At 44.3% G+C, this 19,117-nt stretch carries 16 protein-coding genes; 3 read left to right on the plus strand and 13 right to left on the minus strand.

The window, feature by feature from the left end; genetic code table 11:
- Positions 1–683: 683 nt before the first annotated feature.
- The 10 genes from ARB69_RS23540 to ARB69_RS23585 form a co-directional block, all read right to left on the minus strand.
- On the minus strand, positions 684–2,183 hold the full coding sequence (locus ARB69_RS23540) for an MFS transporter (protein ID WP_278314256.1): 1,500 nt from the start codon (positions 2,181–2,183) through the stop codon (positions 684–686).
- 63 nt (positions 2,184–2,246) lie between these two features.
- Entirely contained in the window at positions 2,247–3,272 is a 1,026-nt protein-coding gene (locus ARB69_RS23545; RefSeq protein ID WP_055155189.1) for a zinc-dependent alcohol dehydrogenase, read from the minus strand.
- A gap of 346 nt (positions 3,273–3,618) precedes the next feature.
- Positions 3,619–6,324, minus strand: a complete 2,706-nt coding sequence (locus ARB69_RS23550; RefSeq protein WP_055155184.1) for a translation factor GTPase family protein — start codon at positions 6,322–6,324, stop codon at positions 3,619–3,621.
- A gap of 92 nt (positions 6,325–6,416) precedes the next feature.
- Positions 6,417–7,388: a sugar phosphate isomerase/epimerase family protein gene (locus ARB69_RS23555; protein WP_055155185.1), complete on the minus strand. Its 972-nt coding sequence runs from the start codon at positions 7,386–7,388 to the stop codon at positions 6,417–6,419.
- A gap of 67 nt (positions 7,389–7,455) precedes the next feature.
- Positions 7,456–8,397 carry a sugar phosphate isomerase/epimerase family protein gene (locus ARB69_RS23560; protein ID WP_055155186.1) on the minus strand — a complete coding sequence of 314 codons (942 nt, stop codon included), beginning with the start codon at positions 8,395–8,397 and terminating at the stop codon, positions 7,456–7,458.
- A 20-nt stretch (positions 8,398–8,417) separates the two neighbouring features.
- Complete coding sequence (locus ARB69_RS23565) at positions 8,418–9,254, minus strand: carbohydrate ABC transporter permease (protein WP_050638912.1); 837 nt, start codon at positions 9,252–9,254, stop codon at positions 8,418–8,420.
- The gene (locus tag ARB69_RS23570; RefSeq protein WP_050638913.1) at positions 9,251–10,153 is read right to left on the minus strand and encodes a carbohydrate ABC transporter permease; all 903 of its coding nucleotides are present in this window, start codon (positions 10,151–10,153) and stop codon (positions 9,251–9,253) included. Before ARB69_RS23570 ends, ARB69_RS23565 begins: the two co-directional genes overlap by 4 nt.
- Before the next feature lie 134 nt (positions 10,154–10,287).
- Positions 10,288–11,574, minus strand: coding sequence for an ABC transporter substrate-binding protein (locus ARB69_RS23575; RefSeq protein WP_050638914.1), 1,287 nt, complete (start codon positions 11,572–11,574; stop codon positions 10,288–10,290).
- Entirely contained in the window at positions 11,552–12,724 is a 1,173-nt protein-coding gene (locus tag ARB69_RS23580; RefSeq protein ID WP_050638915.1) for a Gfo/Idh/MocA family protein, read from the minus strand. The genes ARB69_RS23575 and ARB69_RS23580 overlap by 23 nt, the downstream gene beginning before the upstream one ends.
- 50 nt (positions 12,725–12,774) lie before the next feature.
- Positions 12,775–13,725: a sugar phosphate isomerase/epimerase family protein gene (locus ARB69_RS23585; RefSeq protein ID WP_050638916.1), complete on the minus strand. Its 951-nt coding sequence runs from the start codon at positions 13,723–13,725 to the stop codon at positions 12,775–12,777.
- Between the two features lie 199 nt (positions 13,726–13,924).
- Between ARB69_RS23585 and ARB69_RS23590 the strand changes: the two genes are divergently transcribed.
- Complete coding sequence (locus ARB69_RS23590) at positions 13,925–14,929, plus strand: LacI family DNA-binding transcriptional regulator (RefSeq protein WP_050638917.1); 1,005 nt, start codon at positions 13,925–13,927, stop codon at positions 14,927–14,929.
- 251 nt (positions 14,930–15,180) lie between these two features.
- Here ARB69_RS23590 and ARB69_RS23595 read toward each other — a convergent pair whose 3' ends face one another.
- Positions 15,181–16,305, minus strand: coding sequence for an ROK family transcriptional regulator (locus ARB69_RS23595; protein ID WP_050638918.1), 1,125 nt, complete (start codon positions 16,303–16,305; stop codon positions 15,181–15,183).
- Between the two features lie 332 nt (positions 16,306–16,637).
- Here ARB69_RS23595 and ARB69_RS23600 point away from each other — a divergent pair, with 332 nt between their 5' ends.
- A complete protein-coding gene (locus ARB69_RS23600) occupies positions 16,638–16,973 on the plus strand; it encodes a nucleotidyltransferase domain-containing protein (RefSeq protein WP_050638919.1) in 336 nt (111 codons plus the stop codon).
- Positions 16,958–17,422: a HEPN domain-containing protein gene (locus tag ARB69_RS23605; protein WP_050638920.1), complete on the plus strand. Its 465-nt coding sequence runs from the start codon at positions 16,958–16,960 to the stop codon at positions 17,420–17,422. The genes ARB69_RS23600 and ARB69_RS23605 overlap by 16 nt, the downstream gene beginning before the upstream one ends.
- A gap of 161 nt (positions 17,423–17,583) precedes the next feature.
- On the opposite strand, the gene ARB69_RS23610 is transcribed toward ARB69_RS23605, so the two are convergent.
- A complete protein-coding gene (locus ARB69_RS23610) occupies positions 17,584–18,588 on the minus strand; it encodes a hypothetical protein (protein ID WP_055155187.1) in 1,005 nt (334 codons plus the stop codon).
- Positions 18,585–18,929 (minus strand): PadR family transcriptional regulator, encoded by a 345-nt coding sequence (locus tag ARB69_RS23615; RefSeq protein WP_050638922.1) that lies wholly within the window; start codon positions 18,927–18,929, stop codon positions 18,585–18,587. Before ARB69_RS23615 ends, ARB69_RS23610 begins: the two co-directional genes overlap by 4 nt.
- Between the last annotated feature and the right edge of the window lie 188 nt (positions 18,930–19,117).

The following is a 19,117-nucleotide window of genomic DNA, read 5'->3' on the forward strand; positions in this document are numbered from 1 at the left end:
GATGATTTCTCGCGCTGGGTCAGCTGATTTTTGGATTCGGAATCCAAAAATCTCTCCATTTTCAGGGCTGTTTCCCACCAAGAATTTCTAAGGTCCGCTTTGAGCGTTTTTGAAAGGACATGGATGTTCTCCGGAAGGCTTTTGGCGATCCCTTCATGGAGCTGGCGCATCCAACCGGCAGGAAAAAGCTCGTTTCTAAGGAGGGGCCTCAAACGGGGGCAGCGTATGGATATAGAATTGACTGTTTTTTTATGTCCCCAGTAGGTGTATATAAGTAAGGTGATACGGCTTCCAGTTCATACACATCTTGAAGATGAAAAGACACGCATAGCCAATCCACATCCGCTGCCCTGGTCCGGGATCCCACCCGGTTGGTGGGTTTTCCTGCCGATTGGATGAGCCAGCTTTATGACAGGGAGGCCGGGGAGGTGCTGGGGCTGTATATGCCGTTGCGAAATGCTGGAATGCGCTTAGTGATTCTTGAACAGCCGATGCCGGATAGGCGGGGAACAACTTGATCTCCAAATCAAGTTTTTGCTGAACCCAGCGCGGGAAATCATCAGATTTCCTGTGATGTGTTCAGCATACCCGCCTATCCTGCATCGGGTGTTCTAGAATCACTTAGCAGCATGGGTGCATATCGCAACGGCATATACAGCCCCAGCACCTCCCCGGCCTCCCTGTCATGAAGCGTCCCCATCCGTCGACAAGTCTAAAGCTTGCCGACTAAATCCCGATTTTCTTACGTTAATTTCTTCTACTATTTCATTATAACGCTTTTTGTTCAGCCTATAAAAAACCAGTACAATTCCTGTCACCACCCATAAAACACCTGGTATTGTAGTAAAAGAATGTTTCATAACAGCCAGCACCGCCGCATTCTGCTGTTGATTTGCCGCATATCCTGCTGCACCAAGAATGAGAGCCAGAAGAGAAGTCCCCAGCGCCATGCCGATTTTATTTCCCAGCGAAATAAACGCATACTGAAATCCGTCATTGCGAAGCCCGGTTTTCCATTCTCCGTATTCTACGCAGTCCGGTATAATTGCATAAATTGCCGTATTAAATCCGGAGAAGAAGAACTGTGTTAGCCCCGACACCCCATAAAACAGAATCGGCGAAGACTGAACACTGAAAAAGTATAAGCTTAGCATACTGATTCCTGTCAGTAAGGCAAAAATAGAAGCGGCCCGCCCTTTATTGTTCGTCCATTTGAACAACAGCGGAAAACATGCTGCCCCGATAATAGACGGAATGATAATACACATGGAATATGTTGTAAAAAACGCCTTATTGCCTTCTACGTATGTAAAATAATACAATGCATCCGCGTTTCTTCCATATAGTGTAAAGCCAAATAACATCTGCCCTATTAATGCGAGGATATAAGGCCTGTTTTGTGCAACAGCCTTCAGCTGCTTCATGATAGATACTTTCTGTTTTTCGGGAACTGCAACAACTTCCTTTGTTTTGGCAAAGCAAAAGATATGGCAGGCAGCAAATATACAGCCGTATATCACCGCTATCATCAGGTAACCCCGCTTATCGTCTCCCGCGCCCAGCCTGGTAATCAGCGGCACTGTGATAATATTTATGATACCGATAGCTATCATGGCCGCCACAGAGCGGGATGTATTGATCTTTGCCCTCTCCTCTATATTCTGTGTCATAGCCCCGCATAAGGTTCCATATGGAATATTTACACAGGTGTAGCCCAGGACAAGAATACAGTATGTCACCGCCATATACGTTATTTTTGCCGTGGAAGTCCAGTCCGGATGCGCCCAGAATGTCAGCATTAGTATCACTGCGGTGAGCGGCGCTGCAATCAGCAGCCATGGCCTGTAACGTCCCCAGCGTGACTTTGTCTTATCTGTCAGGCTCCCGATCATCGGATCATTGATCGCATCCCAAAAACGGGAAAACAACATAAGGCCTGCTACTGCGCTCATACTAATCCCAAAAACATCTGTATAAAATATCATCAAAAAGTTTCCTACAAACATCCAGCTGAAATTGCATCCCACATCGCCCATGCCATAGGCGATTTTACTAACAAACGGCACCTTAACATTTGTATCCCTTTTATCTGCTTTTACCGGAATCTCACAGACTGCGCTGCATTTTGTCTCCTTGCTGTGTATGACTGGCGAAACACCTGAACTTAGCTCTACGGCTCCCATTTTTTAATCCTCCTTATGAAAAAATACGTTTGGAATCTTCATAGGGGTCTGACCCCTTTTCCCTTATTCCTGCACGTTAATGATTACTTTCATGGTTGTCTCCCGGTTATCCTCGATATACTGATACGCCTGCTTATAGTCCTGGAACGCAAATGTTTTTGAAATCAGCGGACGCAGATGTACCTTTTTCTCATTCACAAGGCGGATTGCTTCTATATAATCCTCATTACGGTACATCATTGTTGTATTAAGATCCAGTTCATGGTCATTGAGTACGGCCAGATCCACCTCTGCCATTCCTGCAAATACAGCAACCAGAATAATTGTGCTGCCCTTTCTTGCATACTGAATTGCCTGACCTATTGTTATGTTGCTGCCTGCACAGTCGTAGATAACATCCGCCTTGTCAGGACCGAATACACGGATCATAGCTTCACCAAAATCTTCTTCCTTCGTGTCAGCCATATGCTTAATCCCGCATTCTTTTGCTTTCTCCAGCCTCAAACCGCTGATGTCTGTTATCAATACGGATTCTGCACCCATACCAAGTGCTGTCTGGGCAACTAAATTGCCGATCGGGCCGGCTCCAAGAACTGCGATTTTCAATCCTTTCACATCGCCTGCCTGTCTTACGGCGTGTACGGCTACCGCCAAGGGTTCAATCATAGCGCCTTCCTCGTAACTCATAGCTTCCGGAAGCGGTGTGACTTTTTCTGCATCAACCGCAAAATACTCCGATGCCGTGCCCGTTGTCTGAAATCCCATGACCTTCAGTTCCTCGCAGAGATTATACTTTCCATGCCGGCACGGATAACACTCTCCGCACACCACCTGCGGCTGAATCGTTACCTTTTGTCCTATTGCTAATCCGTCCACGCCTTCCCCCAGCTTTACAACCTCCGCTGATACCTCATGTCCCTGGGTGACAGGATATGTAGTAAAGGGATGCTGTCCATGATATACATGAATATCCGAGCCGCAGATCCCTATATTCATGACCTTTACTAAAACCTGTTTCTCTCCCGGTTCAGGTACGGGTACCTCCCTGAACGTAATTTCCTTGGGCGCTGTCATAATCTGCTGAAGCATTGTGTTCTCTTTCCTCTTTAACATTATAATACCTCGCTTCCTTGTTTTAATCTTTTATTAAACGTTTTATTAAAGTAATTATATTATTCCCCACTTTATTTAAAAAGTCAATATTCTTTTTCATTTTTGGCAAAACATACAAAAAAACATGTGTATATTTGGTTGAATTTACTTTGAGTTATGCATCATAATAGCAGTCATAAGATTCTGTGCTGTTTATCATCACCCGGCATTTCTCTTTGTTCAGCATCCTAAAGAAAAACCACATCGAATTGGTTAAGGCATACTGCCTTCCAAAACGATGTGGTTTTTATAAATATCACCCACTATATTTCCTAAACACAGGTTAAGAATCCCTCCTCTTTTTCCCTAACCGCACATTTTCCATTTCATTGACCAATTCCTCTGACATGTGGTCGAATAAATAATTTCTTGCATTTTCCGGTTTGTTCAGGTACTCACTTCGAATCTCATTCTGCATAAGCTCTATTTCCTCTTTCAATCCGTCTGCAGACATCCGCTGCGCTCCCTGCCCAAGGATAATTACCTGCTCAAGGGCATCGGATGTAGCAACCGTAACATCATACCCCCGTCCTATGCGGCGTACCGTCTTTTCTATATACTGGTCCGCGGTCTCCGCCTCCTTGGTATAAACTACGTAAATGTTGTGGTGTTTCAGAACCTCCCCCGGATTTCCCTCCACCTTGTAGGCGTCAAATACCAGAATCAGTGTACACTGTTTATATCCCTGATAATTGCACAGAATATCCATCAGCTTGTCCCTGGCGCTCTCTATGTTTACCTCCGCCAGGGCGCTTAAATCTTCCCATGCGAAAATAATGTTGTAGCCGTCAACTAGCAGAAAGGTCTCTCTGCTTTTCTTATTTTTCTGCCGTTCCTCCCATTTTCCGTCGGATGGCTTCTTTTCCGGCGCCTTAACGGTAACCGGCGCACTCTGTGCCCTTCTTTTTACCGGATCCGGAGTCCGCCTGTAGATCGCATCCAGTTCCGACTGTGTCAGCTCTATCCTGGAAGAAGAGCCGGAAGCCGGCGGTATATATACAAAAGAATCCTGTTCGGGAGCGTCTGTCTTCAGAGTGCTTTCCATATGCATATACTCCTCCACCTGATCCCATTTCACGACAAATCCGGCCCCATGGGCACAGAAAACCGATCCTGTCGGATTCTCCATATCGGCCTCGGAATCATAACAGGATGCGGATATAACCGCCTCCTGATCATGGCACGGCTCATATCCCCTCAGGCTGCAGAACATCCGGCCCTGCCCGCCCGTGTAGGAAATAAATTCCCGCTGATATCCCCGCATCGTCGCTACCGGAACGATTCCGGTAAGCACCGCGGTCCCCCCGTCCATCCCGGGGTGATCGAATCGGCCGTACATCTTTTGTATATCAGACATCGCGCGCCCGATATGGTCCGAAGGCATTTCCAAACGGAATTCATAATACGGTTCCAGCAAAATGCTTTTCGCTTTTTTTAGCCCCTGGCGCACCGCACGGTACGTGGCCTGTCTGAAATCCCCGCCTTCCGTATGTTTCAGATGTGCCCGCCCTGCTGTGAGCGTAATCTTCATATCCGTGACAGCCGCGCCGGTCAGAACTCCCTTATGCTCTTTTTCCTCCAAATGAGTTAAGATCAGCCGCTGCCAGTTTCTGTCCAGAACATCCTCACTGCAGGCAGACGTAAACTGAAGGCCTGATCCCCGTTCTCCCGGCTCCAAAAGCAGGTGCACTTCCGCATAATGCCGAAGCGGCTCAAAATGCCCGACACCCTCCACCGGTTCTTCAATCGTTTCTTTATAAACAATATTCCCTTCGCCAAATTCTACGCGGACCTTAAAGCGCTCCCATATCATACTTTTCAGCACCTCTGTCTGCACCTCTCCCATCAGCTGGGCATGGATCTCTCCGAGCTGCTCCTCCCACACGATATGAAGCTGAGGCTCCTCTTCCTCCAGCTGTTTAAGATTCAGCAGCATCTGATGCACATCGCAGTCCTCAGGAAGCTGAATCTGATAGGTCAGAACCGGTTCCAGTATGAACATGTCCAGCTCCTTCTCCGCGCCGAGTCCCTGTCCCGGATACGTACTGACGGGGCCTGTCACAGCACACACGCGGCCCGCTGCAGCCGACTGGACGGCCTCATACTTTGCACCCGAATAGATACGGATCTGGTTGATCTTCTCCTCCGTGCCAGGCAGTACATCCTTCACATGCAGAGTCCCTCCTGTCACCTTCAGATAGGTCAGCCGGTTTCCCTGTTCATCCCTCGCGATCTTATAAACCTTTGCCCCAAATTCATGGGAATAAGCAGGACTGGCCATGTACGTCCTGAGCCCCTCCATCAATTCTTCCACGCCTTCCAGTCTGAGTGCGGATCCAAAGTAACAAGGGAATACTTTTCTTTCACGGACCGCGCGTACCACTGAATCCAGCCCAAGCTTCCCGGTCTCCAGGTATTCCTCCAGCATGCCTTCTTCACACACTGCCAGATTCTCCAGGCAGCTGTCCTCTGCATTTTCGAGGTTAGATAATTCATGAAAGCACACGCACCCGTCACTCAGACGTTTCTTTAGTTCTTTTAGAATTAACTCTCGATCTGTTCCCTCCTGATCCATCTTGTTTATAAATAAAAATACCGGGATTTGATACTGTTTCAGAAGACGCCAGAGGGTAACTGTATGCCCCTGTACGCCGTCCGCTCCGCTGATCACAAGCACTGCAAAATCCATCACTTGCAGAGCGCGCTCCATTTCAGCCGAAAAATCCACATGGCCCGGTGTATCCAAAAGCGTAATCTCCATATCTTTCCACACAAATTCCGCCTGTTTTGAGAAGATGGTAATCCCCCTCGCACGCTCCAGCTCGAATGTGTCTAAAAAAGCGTCCTGATGATCCACCCGGCCCAGCTTCCGAATACTGCCTGCCGTATAGAGCATGCTTTCCGACAGCGTTGTTTTTCCTGCATCAACATGAGCAAGGATACCCAGGCAGATATGTTTATGGGGGTTATTCACTGATGTATTGCTCATCAAAAATACCTCTTTCTGTTCTATAATAATCAAACATTATCATAACACAGGAAGAGGTATAAGTCGATGCTCGTTTCTTTCTGCTTCTTTAATTAACGATTATATACCTTTTTCAATTTTCTCCTAATATACCCCAACGATTCTGCCGCGTTCTCTTCTATATCAGCATCATTCAGCCATTCAAATGAAAGATATCCGTCGTACCCAATTTCCTGCAAGGCGCTCAGAACGCCTTCCCAATCAATAATCCCTGACCCAACCGGCAGATTATAGCAGGCCAGTCCATCCCCGTCGCACGCCCGGAAGTGAGTCATTTTCCTCCCATATTTATGCACCGCCCATGGCAGGACCTCTCTCTGCAGAAATGCCTGTGCACTGTGAAAGCTTACACTTAACACATCACTTTCAACCCGTTTCAATAAGCGCAATATAGAGTCTGTGTGGGGAGCCATTGTATTATAAGTGTTCTCAATCCGGCAAGTCACGCCTTCCGATGCCGCTATTTCAGAAACTTTTTTCATATTCTCAACAAAATTTTCCCAGTACTTTTCCCATTTGAAATCCGCTGGAAAATAAAGTCTGAATTTTGCATCAAAACGCCAGCCGTCAACACACCTTGTCTCGCCGCCTGGCAATACCATATCCGGAGTGTTTAAATAAAAATATTCCGGCAAAGTTGCCGTCGTTTTTGCCCGAATATCGTTTTCCGGATACGGAACCGGGAAGTTGACTGCAGGAGCCCCCAGCTTTTTCGCCAGCCTGCATACTCTTCTGAAATTATAAAGGGCTTTTTCGCTATCTGCTTTCTCCAGACTTGCGAATCCTCCTGCCAGATTTTGAAAAATACAGATCTGTATCAAATCCAGTTTCAACTGCTTGAGCAGAAGTTTGATTTCCTCTGTCTTCGCCTCTGTCCAGTATGCTTCCAGCTTCTTTTCATCATCAACCATCAGCTCGATTCCTTCAAATCCAACATCAGCCGCCTTGCGAATTGCCTCTTCATATGGAGCATGATAACCGGGCTGCATGAATGTCCATACTGTGCATCCTATCTTAATAGCCATATATTCCTCCTCTTATAACAGTTCAGACAGACCTGAACCGTTACCTTTTCTTACTTTCCCCGAAACATTAAACTGCTGCGATTAATGTACGCAAATAATCTAAAGATTCTAGACAATGCTTATGCTTTTCTGAGTCATGCGCCCATTCAAGTGAAAGGTATCCTTCATAACCGATCTCCTTCAATGCCTTAATTACCATTTCCCAGTCTGTATTTCCATAACCTACCGGAAGGTTATAGGCTGCCAGCCCGTCACCGTCCCGCATATGGACATGGAATAGTTTCTTATCATACTTATAGATTGCCCACGGAAGGTTTTCTCTCTGTAAGTAAGCCCATACTGTATCCAGATTTGCGCCTAAGTTTTCTTCTCCTACTTCCTCACATAATCTTAAAATGGAATCTGTATGGGGTGTCATTGTATTCGCGTGATTTTCAATTGCAAGTTTAAACCCATAACTGCCTGCAATCTTTGTTACTGTCCTGACCGCATCCACATGGCTTTCCCAATACTTCTCCCATTCAAATGGTTTCGGAAACCGGTACTTTAACTTTGTCTGAAATACCTGCAATGCACGGATCCTCGGATCCACGCCCGGAACATTGATATAATAATATTCCGGCAGATAAGAATTGGGAGCAGTAATTGTATCCGGCCAGGGAGATACAAAATTAACAATATCACACCCTAAAGCAGCGCTGATTTCACACCCTGCCTTAAATGCATCAATCGATTTTTGTTTTCTGTCATTTTCCAGGCTGGCTAACCCATCCATTACATTTTGAAACATTGCAAACTGAGAGACTTCCAAACCGTAATAATCCAGCATACTTTTAATTTCTTTTCTCTTTTTTACGGTCCAATAGCATTCTACATCCTCAAAATCACGGAGTATTAATTCCACCCCGTCAAATCCCAGTTCCCCAATTGCCTTAATTGCGCCTTCATACGGCGGATTATGGGCTGGTTCCGTCCACGTCCATGCTGCACATCCTACCTTCATAGCCATAGTCTACATCCTCTCTTTTATTATTCTTTTACCGAGCCCGCCAGATTGTCCACAAAGTAATTTTGAACCGCTGTAAACAATATCACTGCAGGGATCGCTATCATTGTACATGTTGCCATCATACCGCCCCAGTCCGTACTCCGCATTCCTACGAAACTCTGCAGCCCTACCGGCAAAGTGTATTTTTCCGGAGCCGTTATCAGGTTTACAGCAAACATAAATTCCTGCCATGCCTGCACAAAAACATAGATAGCCGTACACACCAGGCCAGGAGCCCCCAGCGGCAGCAATATTTTATAAAATGCCTTAAAAGAGCCCGCTCCGTCTATACTGGCTGATTCAAACAATTCCATCGGTATTGCCTTAAAATACCCGGTAATTAAAATCAGTGCAATAGGAACCCCTGTTATAGCCGCAGTATACGTAAGGATTAATGATGTATAAGTATTCTGTATTCCCATAATCCGGTAGAGCGTCATCAAGGGAACCATCATAGTAATTGTCGGCAGTACCTGGAGCAAATACAGCAGATTATTTAATATTTTGGCTGGTGCAAACTTGAAAAAGCACATTGCATATGCGGCAAGCGCGGCGATAATAACAGTAAGAATCACGGTAACCACCGTAACAATCAGGCTGTTTTTTAAATACATTAATACATCATATTCCCGGAACGCTGTCACATAATTTTCTAGCGTAAACTGGCTTGGAAACAGTTTCGGAGGATAAGACAGTATATCTTCTTTTATCTTAAACGAACTGATAATAATCCAATATATCGGGAAAATAATGATCAATAATGCCGACAGCAATGCTGCATATTGCAGTACCATCGCTATTCTCTTCTTTTTCTTCATAGCCGTATCTCCCCCTTTCTTTTGATCCATTGAGCCGAAGCATTTATCATTTTCGCCAGACACGCGCAGATCAATATGATCAACAGTGAAATCGTACTAAGTGCCGCCGCTCTGGAAAAATTAAAGTTCACGAATCCAGCCTGGCGTATCAGATAAGGCAGCGTCGTGGTGGCTCCTGCCGGACCTCCATTCGTGAGAATATAGATAATGGAGAAGGAATTGAATGACCATACGAAAAGAAGCATCGCACATCTTTTTAGAATCGGCATCATCCAGGGGATTTTTATATATTGAAATACCTGAACAGAACTGGCCCCGTCTATTTGGGCTGCCTCCACATGCCCATCCGGAACTGCACTCAGCTTTGCATACGTCATAATCGCCACAAAAGGAGCCGTCCGCCAGACATTTGCCAGAATAATCATCAGCATGGCAAGTTTACCGTCAAAGAAAAATGAAGTATCTTTTGAAATCAAGCCTACCCTCTCTAAAATATAAAAAACCAGTCCGGAATCGGCTGAAAATAACCATTTCCATACATAAGCAGTCACGGATTCCGGAATGATCCACGGCATTAAAATCAAAGCTTTTATCAGGGTTATCCCCTTAATCTTAAACGTCATGATTATAGCATAAAACATGCCCAGCAGCATCGTCAGTCCAACACACCCAATAATAAAAACTACCGTAAGTTCAATCGCTTTCCAAGTTGTCTTATCCATTAAAATGTCAGAATAATTTTTCAGGCCCACAAAATTCCACTCAGCGCGCATTAAACCGTAATTGGTAAAACTCATACCAATATTTAAGATAAACGGACATAATGCAAATGCAAATAACAAAATAAGAAATGGTGTACTATAAAGATAAGGCAATAGTTTTTTTGTCGTGTTTTTCATTTCTAATCTCTCCCCGGAAAACAACCGGCGGCATCTGCCGGCCGGCTAAACAACCAACCAGCCGATGCCCGGCCCTTTCATACTGTTCCGGCAGACTGCCACATCATGTCTCCATGTGCCAGCACACCAGGATTTTATTGATTCTCATCTATTGTTTTCTGTATTGCATCGTTCATCATTTTCGCAGCATCTGCCGGCGCAGCATCATCACTGAATGTCACTTCCTGGAAAACCGGAAGAATGGCTGTCGTCATTTCACTTCTCAACGTAAACTCTGCTGAAGTAATGCCCATACCATACTGCATCAGCTCCTGGAATTCCGGATAATATGCTTTCTGCTCTTCTGTAAAATGCTCCTCGGCATCCTTCCTTCCGCTGAGTCCAGCTGTCATCTTTCCTGCATTTTCCGCATCGGCTTTATATTCCAAAAACTTAAATGCGAGGTCTTTATGCTCTGAGTTTGCAAAAATCCCTAAATTCCAGCCGCTCATCAAAGCCACCTGGTCTCCTGAGCCTTTCGGGAACGGAGCAGTTACCATCTTCTCCCTCATATCATCATTTAAAGCATCATACATCCATGCGCCGCCGATTGTACATCCTGCCTTACCGGTATTCAGCGCATCATACATTGCTGTATCATCCATTGTAACAAGTGTATCCCCGTTAATTGTGCTAAAAATCTTTCTTACATTTTCTACCCACTTTGCGCCGGTTTCATTATCCAGAGCCGCTTTCCATGTGTCGCCGTCCTTTTCTACAAATGCACCGTTATCTGTAAACAGGAACAGCCCCATCAACTGACACGGAAGCGCCGTGGAATTAAATCTGACTGCCATCGGCAAATAATCCGCTTCTTTCGCCTTTACGCAGTAATCGATAAACTCATCAATCGTTGCAGGCGGATTTGCGAATCCCAGATCCGCAAGAATCTCCTTATTGTAAATGGTTGTCTGGACATCTGCAACCTGTGGAATTGCATATACAGTACCTTCCAAAGTATTTCTTTCAACTGTGGAGTCCACAAAATCATCCCACTTTAACGACTCTGATTTTTCTACATATTCATTGAGAGGCTCTAAAATCCCCGCTTTCCCCATCTGGGCAACGAAGTCTGACTCTACAAATACAACATCAAAATCACTGCCGCCGCTTGCCCCCACGTTCATTAGCTTCTGGTGGATCTCGGCATATGGTGTTTCTACGAATTTAACGTCAACATCATACTCCTTGGCAAATTCCAACGCGCCTTGTTTGATCAGGTATCCGTCTGTCCCTTCAGTCGTGCCGTCAATCAAGATTGTAAGCTCTTCTTTGGCATCCGCTTCTTTTTTGGGCTGTTCTTCCCCCTTTCCTGCACAACCGATAAGTGACAGAGCTAACATACCAGCCAGTCCCATACTAATCACTTTGTTTCTTTTCATATTTTTCTCCTCCTTTTATTTCCACCCAGCGGTTAAGCCGGCTGCTTTCTATACATGCTTCTACAATTTTGGAAATATAATATCCATCCTCGAAATTTGCGTATCGAATGTTGCTTTTTCTATCCCTGATCTGCGAATAAAAGTTTCCTATTCCATTCGTCAATGCATCCGTCCAACCTGCCGGATGCCCGTTCGGCAGCACTGCGAATGATTTTGCATAGTCGGTCAGGTATTTTCCATCTGCATATAAAACTTCATTTCCGCCATCCCGATGCCCGATCCACAGCTTATCCGGATTCTCCTGCTCCCACTGGACAGCTTCTCTTTCGCCGCTGATCAGAACTTTTAAGCCATTCTTTTTTCCCGCGCATACCTGACTTACCGCAATGTTTCCTATTATCCCGCCTTCCAGCCTGAACAAAATATGTGCGGCATCTTCATTCTCTACATCAGCCACTTCATAAGTATCTCCTTTTTGTCCGCCGGAAAATGTCTCTCTCTTTTCCTTACAATACTTTCGCTTTCGGTATTGCTGATGAAAAACTGCATAGACTGCGGTAATCCTCTCTCCCGTAATAAACTGAAGCGTATCAAAACAATGAGATCCTATATCCGCTGTTGCCCTGGACTCACCGCCTGTCTCCCTGCTGATCCGCCAATCAAAATCCGTATCATATAGCAGCCAATCCTGTAAGTACTCCAATTGAATATGGCTGAAGCCTCCCAGCCTTCCTTCCTGTACTCTTCCCTTCATTTCCTGTACCATCGCGTTATTTCTGTAATTAAAGTTAACTGCCGCAAGCCTGTCCTTCTCTTTTGCAAGCCTGCAAAGCTCCAACGCCTCCGACGAACGCAGCGTCAAAGGCTTTTCACTATAGACATGACGGCCGCTTTCCAATATCGCCTTATTCACCTCAAAATGCATATGATTCGGCGTGCAGTCATGTACAGCATCCAGCTTTACTTTCTTAAGCATATCCTGATAATTTACATAGAAATTCTCGATTCCGTTTGCCTGACACCAATTCCGCATGGAAGCATCCGCATCGGACGCAGCAGCCACCTCAATTCCAGGAACTCTTCTAAGCGCTTCAATATGCTGTTTTCCAATAAAGCCAAGCCCGATCACTCCCACTGCAATTTTCTGCAAATTTATCCCTCCTCTCCTTTTTTACCGTCTATTTATGGATTATGCAAATCTCAGTTCCGGACTTTTGGGCTGTCTGGCAGTTCCGGATAATTAATAAACTGTTTTAAATATTGTCTGCTGATCTTCAGTGCATTTTCTATATTCTCTTTCCTGTTCTCGAAAGATTTATCTTCTATTTCTATACATGCAGCCCCCTGATATCCAATTTCGAGTAATGCAGATATATAGCCCCCCCAGTCCACATCTCCGTGCCCCGGAATCCTGGGAGTCATATAAGACAGCGGCGCCGCCAGTATACCAACCTCACTTCTCGCCTCTTTATTCAGCTTAATGTCTTTATAGTGGACATGAAATATTTTATCTTTAAATTCATAGATCGGTTTGATATAGTCCATTTCCTGCCATATAAAATGTGACGGATCATAATTCAGGCCTAAATTGGGGCTTGGCAGCCTATGAAACAATTCCCTCCAGATAACGGGCGATGTTGCAATGTTCTTTCCTCCGGGCCATTCGTCCTCTGTAAATAGCATCGGACAGTTTTCAATTGCTATATTAACCCCCAGCTCCTCTGCAAATTGTAAGAGAGGCCCCCAGACTTCCTCTGCGATCTCTAAATTTTTCATAACATTCAAATCGGGAACTCTTCCTATAAATGTTGTCACCATATATACTTTCAATCTGTTGGCGGCTTCTATGACTTTTTTTAAATGCTCAATACAATAAGCTCTTTTTTCCAAATCAGGATCCAATACATTTGGGTAATAGGCTAATGCAGATATTTCTATTCTTCTTTTCCGGCAATAGGTTAAAATATACTCTGCGCTTTCATGATCTAGTTTATCCACATCAATGTGTGTTACACCTGCGTAACGTCTTTCCGCTTTTTCTTTTGGCCAACATGCCGCTTCTATGCATTCGAACCCATTGGAAGCTGCAAAATCAATCACTTCTTCTATTGAATACTGATCCATAACAGCAGTCACAAATCCCTGCTTCATATTCGCACCTCCTTTCTGATTTTTTTCACATTTTTTACTTTAGTATGTAATTTTTACACTTTTATTATATTATCGATTGACATTCTTTTCAATACCTTATATAATTTTCATTAATAACAGCAGTTTAAGGATCGATTTTTAAATATTTTCACTAATTTGTATGTAAATTTTACATATTTTTTACACCCAGGAGGTCAGCATGGCTATTTCAAAAACCGTAACCATCTCACAAATTGCAAAACAGGCAAATGTATCCATTGCTACTGTATCCCGCATTATTAATAAAAGTGGATATGTAAAGCCTGAAACCACACAAAAAGTATTACAGGCAATCTCCCACTTTGGCCTAACCCCGAAAGACTTTCACATAGCTGAAACAGCAACGAACACCTGCTCTATTCTCGTTTGTTTTCCGGATTTTAGAAACCCTTTTTATACGGAGGTAATCGATGGAATCCAGGCAGCGGCTGCTTCCAGGGGATTCCGCACTTTTTTTTATGAAGCGTCAGACTATAAAAATGCATTAAACGAGTATGAAGTCATTATGGATCAGAATCATTTTTCAGGTCTGCTTCTCGTCCATAATATCTTTGACAAAGAGAAATTAAGCAGACTGCGGCTAAAGTACCCCATCGTAATGTGTTCGGAGCATTGCTATCTGCCCAATGTTTCCTTTGTATCAATCGACGATATCTATTCCTCGCAAATTGCAATAAACTATTTAATTTCTACCGGGAGAACGAAGATCGCCCTTATCAACAGCATGCTGACAAATGCATACGCAAAATACCGTGAAAAGGGCTATTTAGAAGCCATGGCAAAAGCCGGGCTGGTTCCCAGAAATGAATGGATCATGCATGTTTCAAGTATTGATTTTGATATGGCTGTTTCTATCATATCGGCCTTATTAAAGAAACCTGACCATCCCGACGCCTTTTATTGTGTATCCGACGTCTATGGCGCAGCCGCAATAAAAGCAATACAAAACTGCAATCTGCAGGTGCCCAAAGATATCGCGGTCATCGGGTTTGATAATATTGATTTATCTAAAATGGTTGTTCCTTCCTTAACCACGATCAGCCAGCCGAAACGGCAGATCGGGCATCAGTCATGTGAATTGTTACTAGATTTGATAGAAAATCCATCTTCGCCGACACAACATATATTGTTGAATACAGAATTGATTGTAAGAGATTCTACTTGATTTGTACTTCGTCTCAGAAAATATAAGGACAAAGAAAGAATTTTTGAAAAATGAAACATTTATACTATATATTGTTATTTAAACACATAGTTATAAGCAATATACAGTATATAGATTTCATTTTCCATCAAACCCTTTCTTTGTCCTGGAATAAAAAATATTCTTTTTCATAGTCTTCCTTTGTTCCGTGAACAGTAACCGCCACTCATTTCCCTGCAAATCACATTTGCCCATTGTTCCATTAATGCATACTAAACACGCCCGAGTGATTCAAAAAAATTTTCCACAAAACTCATCGCAATTCCTACAGCAGACACCTCCTTTTGGAAGCTGCATGTTTTCAGATAAGTTGTGTCATTCTCAAAGCCATTATATTTTATCACTCTTTTACTCAATTCCGCCATATATTTTTCCAGGTATCCCCCCACATACCCGCCAAGAATGATATCGCAGTCGTATGCCATCCTCAGATTGGTAACTGTTACCGCCAGATACTCCAGATACTCATCCCATACCTGCTGCAAATCTTCATCGCCTCTATCCAGCCTTTCGAAAAACTGCTCCAGATTATCATCCGCTTTCGCTGCCAAAACCTGTGCGGAACAGTAAGCGTCCACGCATCCCTTCTTCCCGCAGTAACACTGTCTGCCTCCCGGCACAATGATCATATGCCCGAATTCGGAGCTCCGGTAATCATCCCCCTCGTATATTCCGTTATGAATATAAAAAGACCCGCCCACCGAATTGCTCAGGGACAAATATACCGCATTCTTCTCCAGCCGGTACATTTCCGCCATCGCCGCGCTGTTGGCATCATTCTCATAGCAGACTTCATATTCAAACAAACGGCTAAGATTTTTCAGGCTTACATTCTTAAGCCTTAAGATATGGGAAATGATCAGGGTCTCATGCTCCTTGTCGATAATCCCCGGAAGCGAAATCCCCACGCCCAAAATCCTTTTAGCCTCGATCCCTGCTCTTTGCACAAATTCCAGAAAGCCCTGATGCACCTTTTCATTATACTCCAGTGAGTTTTCAAACACGGCCCGGATCCGTTCTTTTTCTATCAGTTCTCCCGTCAGGTCAATCACGACATAGCTGATATGATTCGCCGTAATATCAATCCCTGCCGCATACTTCAACCCCGCATTGACTGACAATGCCTTTGCCTTACGCCCGCCGGTCGACTCATATTCCCCGCTCTCAACGATAATTCCGCGCTCCAGCAGCTCCTTCACGTTTTGTAAAACCGTTGGCATACTCAGGCCAAGCATAGCCGCAATCTCCGGCTTTGATGTGCTGCGGCGGTGCAGGATGAACTTTGCCACCTTTGCTAAATTTGCTTTCCTTTTATCGATTCCGATCCCTGTGCCCATATGCTGCCTCCTGTTAAAAACCCGCTCTTAAACGGGGGTGGATTTTTCTTTCATAAATCGTTTTATAAAAGAATCTTACCTCTTCCCTTTCAATATTGCAAGTACTTATTGAAAGCGGGGGAGAACGAAGAAGGGACGCCTGCCTGAAGTAAAATTTTATTATGAATAAAAAAAACTAAATATTTGAGCTGATTTACTTATATTTTCCACTAAACGTACCAAATACAGATTGTTTTTGACATATATTTTATGCTATGATAAATTAATATATCACTCAGAAATTTATACCAACACACCTAAAACTCTGCAACTCAGCCGATAAGGAGGGCACAATGAAAATAGATGAGTCAATATCTTTTTTGGAAGGTACTACAAAAACTTTCATTGCAGAAAAAATACAGTACCTGATCAGCCGAATACCTGATTTGGAATATATTATACTGTTTGGCAGCTATGCACGTACAGAACAAACCATAAAAAGCGATATTGATTTAATGGCAATAACATCATGCATTCCCGACCGCTTACTCCGAGGTGATTTATGCAGTGAATTTGATGAAGAGAATATAGATTTAGTTTTTTATGATATTGAAACATTTCGAAACTCAGAATGCCTTTTAGTATCTCAGGTCAAAAAGGAGGGAATCGTATTATGGAAAAAAAAATAAATTCTTACTATGGAATGGCGTATAACGATTATTGTTATGCAAAGGCCGGAATGCAGGTAGGTGAACAGCTTGGCAACTATAATGGAGTCGCTGCTCTGTGCGCGCAGTCTGCTGAGAAATACCTGAAGGCAATTTTAGAAGTAACTTTTGCGGAAGATGCTCTGGGACTTATGCATTCCCATAATTTGCGGGCTATCACCAACAAGCTGAAAGAAATTTATCCTAAATTAGACCTTTCATCAAAAGACATGAAGTGGCTTGGCGATTTTTACTATGACGCCAGATATCCTGGTGATAACTTTGTAGAGGTTAACAGGGAGGACGCGCTGGAATGCCTGCGGATAACCGAGGATTTATGCCAAAAGATAACCCCGCTCTTGGAGCAGAACCATAGCAAAATGCAGCAAAAAAAGAGACAAATCCAAGAACTGGATTCTTTTGATCTGTAATTATAGTCACAAAACATCACAGCCAGGGCATACAACTCCCTGGCTGTGTTCCTGCTTTTGAGGTACTCTGGATGCATCTGCATAAGCAGTAATATACCTCTTTCTCAGCGTCTATTTAATTCAAAGTGTTCTTTTCCGGAAACCATACTGGTTTTCATATCTCAACGCCCGCCCAAATCTCTCCCATACCGCACAGTCCTGTACACGGTCAGTCCAACCTCTATGGCTGATGCAAATACGATGATCCCCAGGATGATGTCAGATAGCAGCCCTGCATTCCACCTGTTAATCAGCTCATTTTTCCAGTGTAATGACTCGCTTAAGTTTGACTCTAACTCAAATACAAAATTGGGATTCCAGATGGGAAATACTTTTAATACAAGTATCGCCAATATTACCTGAATCACATTCGCTATGACACTGCTCAGCATCACAGTCCGGCAGTAGCACCCGGCTACCAGCCGGATAATTTCATCTACAAATGCAGCCATCAGGGCAACCAGAAATATGGGCAGTATCATCCCCCATTTGTCCAGATTAAAGAGGGAAATGCGTGTAACTTCGTTCCCATCTGTAAAGCTTGCTCCAATAAACTGCGGTACAAATATGAGAATAAAGGCAAAAATCATGATAAATACCAGGGATGCCACACAATCCCCCCGGCTAATCCTGGCCTTCTTATCCGGTATCGGATTCAGCATATCGGAGGTCCAGACCTTATCCTTCTTTAGTTCCACCTTTATCTTCTGCCGTTCCATAAATGCAAAGACCAGCGTCACCGCTCCAAATGCACCAACAGACCCCGTCATTAGCCCGCTTATGAAACGCGCTATCTCGTAGAATACATTTCTATAGTCAATCACACACTGAACCACCATGGAAATAAACATCCCTGTCCATACACAGATCAGCACGATCTTCATCACCCAGATATAATTGTCATAATAATCAGGACTGATGACATAATTTTTATCTTCCCTGTACTTTCGGGCAAACACAGCCGGATCTCCAAGTTTTGCAAATACCTGATCGAGCGTCAGCTCTTCCAGAATATCCCCGATCAGTTCTCTCATCTCCAGCTCAATCTCATCCCGCTGCTCCTTTGGGACACGTTTCGTAACTTCATATACATAGCGATTAATCAGTTCTCTCTCCCTGTCTGTCATAACGCTCCCTCCCTTAAAATCCGATCCATGTTAAACGAAAGCTGCTCCCACTGCGTCTTCAGTTCCCTGTAAATATCATCTCCCATGGGAGTCCTTCTGTAATATTTCCTCGGCTTTGATTCTCCCACGTCCCATTCGCTGCTCAAAAGTCCCTGCTTCTCCAGACGCCGAAGCAGAGGATACAGCGTGTTCGGGTCGATCTCTACGCCCTTCTCCTCAAGGCTCTGGACAAGAGCATATCCATACTTGGCTTCCCCCAGCTGGCTCAGCACACTAAGAATCAGCGTGCCCCTGCGCAGCTCTGACGTCAGGTTCGCCATCAAATCCTTCTCTTCCGGCATAGTAAATCCTCCTATAAACAAATTATACTGTATGACACACACTATTGTCAAGATCATAATAGTGGGCGGGAGATGTGTGTAAGGGGGGACGCCTGCCGAAAGAGGGGGTTCTGCCCGGGGGCGGGAAACAGGAAGGGGCCGTTCTAGCGCGCATTCTATGCTTGCTGAAAGGCCCCTTCCTGTTTCCC

The organism is Faecalicatena contorta (assembly GCF_001404335.1).
GTDB classification, from domain to species: domain Bacteria; phylum Bacillota; class Clostridia; order Lachnospirales; family Lachnospiraceae; genus Faecalicatena; species Faecalicatena contortus_B.

Excerpts from the sequence above, each read along its gene's own strand:
- ARB69_RS23540 (WP_278314256.1), bottom strand. The coding sequence starts at position 2,183 with ATGGGAGCCGTAGAGCTAAGTTCAGGTGTTTCGCCAGTCATACACAGC.
- ARB69_RS23545 (WP_055155189.1), bottom strand. The coding sequence starts at position 3,272 with ATGCTTCAGCAGATTATGACAGCGCCCAAGGAAATTACGTTCAGGGAG.
- ARB69_RS23550 (WP_055155184.1), bottom strand. The coding sequence starts at position 6,324 with ATGAGCAATACATCAGTGAATAACCCCCATAAACATATCTGCCTGGGT.
- ARB69_RS23555 (WP_055155185.1), bottom strand. The coding sequence starts at position 7,388 with ATGGCTATTAAGATAGGATGCACAGTATGGACATTCATGCAGCCCGGT.
- ARB69_RS23560 (WP_055155186.1), bottom strand. The coding sequence starts at position 8,397 with ATGGCTATGAAGGTAGGATGTGCAGCATGGACGTGGACGGAACCAGCC.
- ARB69_RS23565 (WP_050638912.1), bottom strand. The coding sequence starts at position 9,254 with ATGAAGAAAAAGAAGAGAATAGCGATGGTACTGCAATATGCAGCATTG.
- ARB69_RS23570 (WP_050638913.1), bottom strand. The coding sequence starts at position 10,153 with ATGAAAAACACGACAAAAAAACTATTGCCTTATCTTTATAGTACACCA.
- ARB69_RS23575 (WP_050638914.1), bottom strand. The coding sequence starts at position 11,574 with ATGAAAAGAAACAAAGTGATTAGTATGGGACTGGCTGGTATGTTAGCT.
- ARB69_RS23585 (WP_050638916.1), bottom strand. The coding sequence starts at position 13,725 with ATGAAGCAGGGATTTGTGACTGCTGTTATGGATCAGTATTCAATAGAA.
- ARB69_RS23590 (WP_050638917.1), top strand. The coding sequence starts at position 13,925 with ATGGCTATTTCAAAAACCGTAACCATCTCACAAATTGCAAAACAGGCA.
- ARB69_RS23595 (WP_050638918.1), bottom strand. The coding sequence starts at position 16,305 with ATGGGCACAGGGATCGGAATCGATAAAAGGAAAGCAAATTTAGCAAAG.
- ARB69_RS23600 (WP_050638919.1), top strand. The coding sequence starts at position 16,638 with ATGAAAATAGATGAGTCAATATCTTTTTTGGAAGGTACTACAAAAACT.
- ARB69_RS23605 (WP_050638920.1), top strand. The coding sequence starts at position 16,958 with ATGGAAAAAAAAATAAATTCTTACTATGGAATGGCGTATAACGATTAT.
- ARB69_RS23610 (WP_055155187.1), bottom strand. The coding sequence starts at position 18,588 with ATGACAGACAGGGAGAGAGAACTGATTAATCGCTATGTATATGAAGTT.
- ARB69_RS23615 (WP_050638922.1), bottom strand. The coding sequence starts at position 18,929 with ATGCCGGAAGAGAAGGATTTGATGGCGAACCTGACGTCAGAGCTGCGC.